General features: G+C 62.8%; 5 protein-coding genes. 2 read left to right on the top strand and 3 right to left on the bottom strand.

What is annotated here, in order from left to right:
- Positions 1–789, bottom strand: a 789-nt coding sequence (locus Mhypo_RS17045) for an N-acetylmuramoyl-L-alanine amidase family protein (protein WP_240637344.1), incomplete at its 3' end; no start/stop codon positions are given.
- 171 nt (positions 790–960) lie between these two features.
- Between Mhypo_RS17045 and Mhypo_RS17040 the strand changes: the two genes are divergently transcribed.
- The gene (locus Mhypo_RS17040) at positions 961–2,355 is read left to right on the top strand and encodes a TldD/PmbA family protein (RefSeq protein WP_119342437.1); all 1,395 of its coding nucleotides are present in this window, start codon (positions 961–963) and stop codon (positions 2,353–2,355) included.
- A gap of 72 nt (positions 2,356–2,427) precedes the next feature.
- Complete coding sequence (locus tag Mhypo_RS17035; RefSeq protein WP_119342436.1) at positions 2,428–3,744, top strand: TldD/PmbA family protein; 1,317 nt, start codon at positions 2,428–2,430, stop codon at positions 3,742–3,744.
- Positions 3,745–3,752: 8 nt separating this feature from the next.
- On the opposite strand, the gene Mhypo_RS17030 is transcribed toward Mhypo_RS17035, so the two are convergent.
- Together Mhypo_RS17030 and Mhypo_RS17025 are read right to left on the bottom strand one after the other, a co-directional pair.
- Complete coding sequence (locus Mhypo_RS17030) at positions 3,753–4,652, bottom strand: hypothetical protein (RefSeq protein ID WP_119342435.1); 900 nt, start codon at positions 4,650–4,652, stop codon at positions 3,753–3,755.
- 9 nt (positions 4,653–4,661) lie between these two features.
- Positions 4,662–5,684: a hypothetical protein gene (locus tag Mhypo_RS17025; RefSeq protein WP_119342434.1), complete on the bottom strand. Its 1,023-nt coding sequence runs from the start codon at positions 5,682–5,684 to the stop codon at positions 4,662–4,664.
- Positions 5,685–5,923: the final 239 nt, after the last annotated feature.

Below are 5,923 nucleotides of genomic sequence, written 5' to 3'. Positions count from 1 at the left end.
GAGGGGGGCCGGGGACGGGTAGAAGGGGCGGACGCCCGTGGGGCCATAGTAGTAGACCTCGAGGCCGCACCAACCATCGGCGCGGGCCGGTACGGTGGCGTTGGCGTGGATGGATACAAAGAGGTGTTTGCCCTCGGCCAGAGCTACGCGCTGGGCCAGGTCGGTACGCTTGTCGGGGGAAAAGGCGGTATCGCTTTCGCGGGTCAGGGTGACCTCCACCCCGGCCTCTTGCAGCAGGCGGCGCACCCGCAGGGCGACCTCGAGGTTCACCGCCTTCTCCACCACCGGCCCCATGGCGCCTGGATCGGGCCCGCCGTGCCCGGCATCCACCACCACCGAAAAACGCCGTCCATTGGCTTTGACAAAGCGGAAGGCGGGGTTGGGGGCGAGCGGGCTGGTGTCGGCATACGCGCCCGAGAGGTCGATCACCAAGCGTTGCCCATCGCCCTCCAGGGCTGCCAGGGTCATGGTTTTATAACCCGAGCGGGGGGTAACGCCCTGGGGGGTGAGCAAGAGCAGCACGGCTTTGTCTTCGTGCTGCTCCAATACGTAACCGGCCAGTTCGGGCTGATTCACAAACTGGATGCCCGGCGTGACACGCAGGCCCGGCAGGGTCACGCGCAGCGCAGCCCCCAGGGGCTCAATCTGGTAGCTGACCCCATTGGGCAGATCCAGCACCACCCGGGTAAACCCCGGCTGGTCGCCGATGCGAACGGGGGGCAGGTCTTGACTCCTGACCCCGCCAAAGAGCAGCAGCAAAAAGAGCAGTACGGGAAGATATAGCCTCAAAATAGCTTCAGTTTAAGCCTGCTTCAAAGCGCAGGATGAGTTTTTGGCGGGCGGGCTTCATAAAAAGGTGCAGGGTGGGCAGCGCTGGCTCACGCCTGGTCGAAAAATGCAACCTGGGTTGGGTATGGTCTGGGGCCTAAACTGTTAGGCTATTTGGAACAAGGAGGTTGTGTGTTAGACGAAATACTGGTGGGTGATGTGCTGCGCCGCGCTCGGCTGGGTGGGGCCGACTTTGCAGAACTCTATGTGGAGCGCTGGCGGCGGCGGGCTTTGCGGGTGCTTTCGGGTGAGGTTAAGGAGGCCACCAGCGGCATCGAGTATGGGGCCGGGTTGCGGCTTTTTTACGGCACCGAGGTGGTGTATGCCTACACCAACGACCTTAGCCCCGAGAGCCTTGTGGAGCTGACCGAAACCCTGGTCAAGCTCAAGGGCAGCGCCGGGCAGGTGGACGCCCAGGGCCAAGGCGGCCTCGACTTTCGCAAGGCGGTGGCCCAGGGTCTGCACGCGCCCGCAATTCCCTTCACGGCCAGGGACAAGCGTTACCGCCTGGAGCGCATCCGCGAGGCCGAGGCGGGGGCGCAGGTGAGCCCGCAGATCAAACAGGTGCAGAGCAACCTGATGGAGTGGGAGCAGGAAGTCCTGGTAGCGAACAGCGAAGGAAAGTGGGCCGAGGATCGCCGGGTGCGAACCCGCCTCTATGTAACCGCCATCGCCCAGGACGAGAGCGGGATGCAGACCGGGGTGGTGGGGCCGGGGCTTAGCGTGGGCCTCGAGCTCTTCGACCGCTATTCCCCTGCCGAGATCGGGCGCAAGGCCGGTATGCAGGCCCTGACCAACCTGCGGGCCAAACCGGCCCCGGCTGGCAGTATGCCGGTGGTGATTGGCAATGGCTTTGGCGGGGTGATTTTTCACGAAGCCCTGGGGCACCTGCTGGAAACCACTTCTGTGGCCAAAAAGGCCAGCGTGCTCTCCGACAAGCTTGGGGAAAAGGTGGCCTCCGAGGTGGTGACCTACATAGACGACGGCACCACCCCCCACGGCTGGGGCTCTTCCGAGTTCGACGATGAGGGCCTGCCCACCGAGCGCACGGTTCTGATCGAAAACGGCGTGCTGAAAAGCTACATGGTGGACAGGCTGGGCGGAATGCTCACCGGCTACCGGCCCACCGGCTCAGGCCGCCGTCAGGACTACACCTTTGCCCCTACCAGCCGGATGCGAAACACCTACATTGCCCCCGGCAGTACCCCCAGGGAGAAACTCTTCGAGGGCATCGAGTACGGCCTATATGCCGCTGACATGGGGGGTGGGCAGGTGCGGCCTGGTTCGGGCGAGTACAACTTTGCTGTCAAGGAGGGCTACATTATCCGCAACGGTCGGATTGAAGAGCCGGTGCGGGGGGCCATGCTGGTGGGCAAGGGCCCCGAGAGCATAAAGCGCATTGTGGCGGTATCGGACGACCTCGAGATGGGCCCCGGTATGTGCGGCTCGCTTTCGGGCAGCCTGCCGGTGGAGGTGGGCCAGCCCCACTTGCTGATTTCGGAGATTGTGGTAGGAGGGCAAGCTTGAACCGGGTTTCGGGACTGGTTTCTCTGACCCCTGACCTCTGCGCCCTGAACCCTGAATTCTGGAGGAATGCCAATGACCTTTGAAGAAGCCAGAGACTACCTGTTGCAACAAGCCAGGAAGCTGGGCCTCGAGGCCGAGGTGCTGGCCACCCACACCCGTGAACTCACCATTCAGGCCCACGGCGGCAGGGTGGAGGAGATTACCCAGGCCACCCAGGGGGGTATAGGGGTACGGGTGGTGGTGGAGGGCAAGACCGGCTACGCCTACAGCGAGGAGCGCACCCCACAAGCCCTGGACTGGGTGCTCCAGGAGGCTCACGAGAACGCCCTCTTGCAGTCGGAGACGGGCGGGTTCTTGCCGGCTGGCAGTGAACTGGGCCGCCACGACCTCCTGGGTGAGGGGCTTTCGGCGCCCTTGGAGCAGAAGCGCCAGGCTGCCCTGGAATTAGAAGCAGACTTGCGGGCCGACCCCAGGGTCAAGCAGGTGCAGATGACCCGCTACTCCGAGAGCGAGACCCAGGCCACCCTGGGTTCCACACGAGGGGTTGCCGGAGCCTTTCGCAACGGCTATGCCTTGCTTCTAACCAGCGCGATCATGGGCGAGCAAGGTAGCCTCAAGCAAGGATACGAGTACGAGCTTTCCAAGGAGTTCCACGCCCTCGAGCCAGGCCGTACCGCGCAAGCCTTCCTGCAGAAAACCGGCAGGCTGCTGGGGGCCCGCCCGCTCAAAACCGGGCGCTACAAAGCCTATTTCGAGCCCAAAGCCTTTGGGCAACTCCTGGGGATGATGGGCTGGTTTTTGCTCTCGGCCAAAAATGTGCTGGAGGGCAAGAGCCTGCTCGCTGGAAAGATTGGGCAGAAGGTGGCCTCGGAGATTTTTACCCTGGTCGATGACCCCACCCTGCCCGGCGGGCTGGCCTCGCGCCCTTTCGATGCCGAGGGGACAGCGGCCCGGCGCACGGTGCTAATCGAAAACGGCATCCTGCGAACCTTTGCCCACAACAGCGAGACCGCCCAGAAGATGGGCATGGAGAACACCGGCCATGCCGCCCGCAGCTACAAAGGGGTGCTGGGCATCGCACCAACCAACCTTTTTGTGCAGCCGGGCCAGGGTGTCAAAATGGATGAAGGCATTGTGGTAACAGACCTGATGGGCCTGCACGCCGGGGCCAACCCCATCTCGGGCGAGTTCAGCCTGCAAGCTTTGGGCCTCAAGGTGGAGGGGGGCGAGATGGCCTACCCGGTGGAAAACTTTACGGTGGCGGGCAACTTCCTGGAGCTGCTGTCCAGGATTACTGCGCTGGGGACGGAGCTCGAGTGGAACCCCATGATGGGCATTGTGGGTTCTCCAATGGTCGAGGTGGCGGAACTATCCTTTGCAGGAGCTTGAACCAATCTTCAGTTGCATTGCTCGCTTGACCCCACTGCGTAAATACGGTCATCAAGAGCCACGCTGCCCTGTTGGGGTACACGCAAGACGTACTCGAAGCTTTTGCCATTGCTGGCCTCGAGGTACAGAATGGGTGTGCCGATGATGTTGGCGATCAGGTTCCACGTCCCCGAGTGCCCGTCGGTGTCGGTGGACTCGATATAGCCCGCAGGATTGCTCAGGAAGCGCTCGGTCTTGGTGTTGAAGGCGTACTGTCCGTTGGAGCAGAATACGTAAGTCTCCTTGGTATTGGAGCTAAAGCTGGCGCTGCGGCTGGGGTTGGGGTCGCGGCTCCAGGCGCTGTTGCGGCTCTTGAGGGTCAGCAGCACCCCGCCCAGCTCGCGCTTCCAGGCCTCGGCCTGGGGGGTTGCAAGCTGCGCTGAGGCTAAAAGCCCATCCGCCACTTTTTTGAGGGCGGCTTCGTCCTTGGGAGCGGCCAGCCCCACCACCGCCAGCAGGTTGCCTGCCGGGCCTTGTTTGGCGCTGAAGTAGAAGCTTAGCGGCCCCTGCGCGGTGCGAGCGAGGGCCTGAGCGCTAAGGGTGGATTGGGTTTGCTTGGGCTCCCCCTTGAGCTCTAGCTGCATCCCTTGCTGGGTCAGGGCCTCGAGCAGGTACTCGGCAAACGCCTCCGGGGCCGCCTCTGATAAGGCATAGACCGCCAGGTAGTCCTTTTTCGCACTGCTCATCACAAAGCCCTCGGCCTCGGGGCTGTAGCCGCCTTGGTATCCCGGCGGCACCACAAACGAGACCCCCGTCCAGGGCGAGCTGACCCGCGTGCCCGCGGTGTACTGCTTGCCGCTTTGCAGCGGCACCCCCTGGGCCAGCCCGAAGGCCAGCCCGAGGGTGATCACGATCAGAAATCCTTTCACCCCAGCCCCCTAAAACACCGTGATCATGAACGACCCTGACTGGAGGTTCCCGGTGGTGATGCTTCGCACATTACAGGTCAGTTTGTTGTTGCCTGCTCCAGCGCTAAATTCACAGTTCACAATCTGGGGGTCAAGGCCTGTGGTTCCTGACACTTTGTAACTGCTTACCTGCCAGAAGCGGTCACTAATGTCAAAGCCTAAATCCAATATGCACCGCCCCGCCGTCCCCCCCCCCTCCACAGTGATGGTTCCGGTCACCTGGTTAAACGACCGGGCTACGCTGGGTGAGGCTCCGCAATGGATTAGGGCCGAGGCCTTGACTGTGCCGTCCGCGGTGCGGGGCTGGGAAATATCACCGGTCAGGTTCATGTCGCCGTTGGTCTGGATGGTGACCAGATTGCCGCTGCCCTGGCGGTAGATGTGGAGTACTTCGCGGGCCGCGATTTCCCAGAAGTTGGGGCTGCCCTGCACGCTCAGGCGGAGCTGGCTGAACTGCCCCGGGCTGGTTTCGCGCACCTCGAGCTGGGGTGCGCCTGTTGATTCCAGGGTCAGCGGTAGCTTGGCGATTTTTCCCGAGGTGATGGCTTCTTCGGCCAGCTTCCCGGTGGTAACCGCCCCGTTGACCAGCTTTGCCGTCGCGACGGCATTATTCGCCAAGCTCAGCGGGTTGGCGGCGGTTCCATTGCCGGTCAGCGTACCGTCCCGCGCCACCTCGGTCAGACCTGCCCCGCCCTGTACGGCCACACAGGTCGGGTTACCGTTGCTATAGCCACCCAGCGCCTGCCCGGCAGGGCAACCCTGGTCGGCCATCTTGGCAGCACTCACGGCGCGGTCGGCCAGCCGAGCAGTGTCTACCGGGGCCTCCAAGGCTTCGATGGCCGAGCGCAGAACGCTGAAGTTGGTGTTCACCTCGCTGGCCCGGATGGGGGTTCCGGCGGTGAAGTTGGTCAGGTTGCCCACCGACAGCCCGTACAAACCCGCTGCCACCAGTACTGCACCTAAAGAGAAATAGAAGATGTTCCGACCTTTCATATTAGCCTCCCTACTGCCAGTTCGCCGAGTCCCACCTCGAGTTGTCCCACACCCCGTTTTGGCCTGCCTGAGGACTGCCCCCACAGGCCACCAGTACCCACACCAGCGCTGCTAAGTATCTCCACATCAGATTTTTACCTCTACAGCCCCCAGTAGACCTAAGGCATGCAAAAGGGCTTGCTTGAGTTGCGAGAGGCAAGCGTAATGACGGCGGGGCAGGAGGAAGGCTTTGAGCTTTT

The sequence above is a fragment of the Meiothermus hypogaeus genome, assembly GCF_003574035.1.
Lineage (GTDB): Bacteria > Deinococcota > Deinococci > Deinococcales > Thermaceae > Meiothermus > Meiothermus hypogaeus.
This window is presented reverse-complemented; position numbering and strand designations above follow the sequence as displayed.

Coding starts and splice junctions, on each gene's coding strand:
- Mhypo_RS17035 (WP_119342436.1), top strand. CDS start 2,428: ATGACCTTTGAAGAAGCCAGAGACTACCTGTTGCAACAAGCCAGGAAG.
- Mhypo_RS17025 (WP_119342434.1), bottom strand. CDS start 5,684: ATGAAAGGTCGGAACATCTTCTATTTCTCTTTAGGTGCAGTACTGGTG.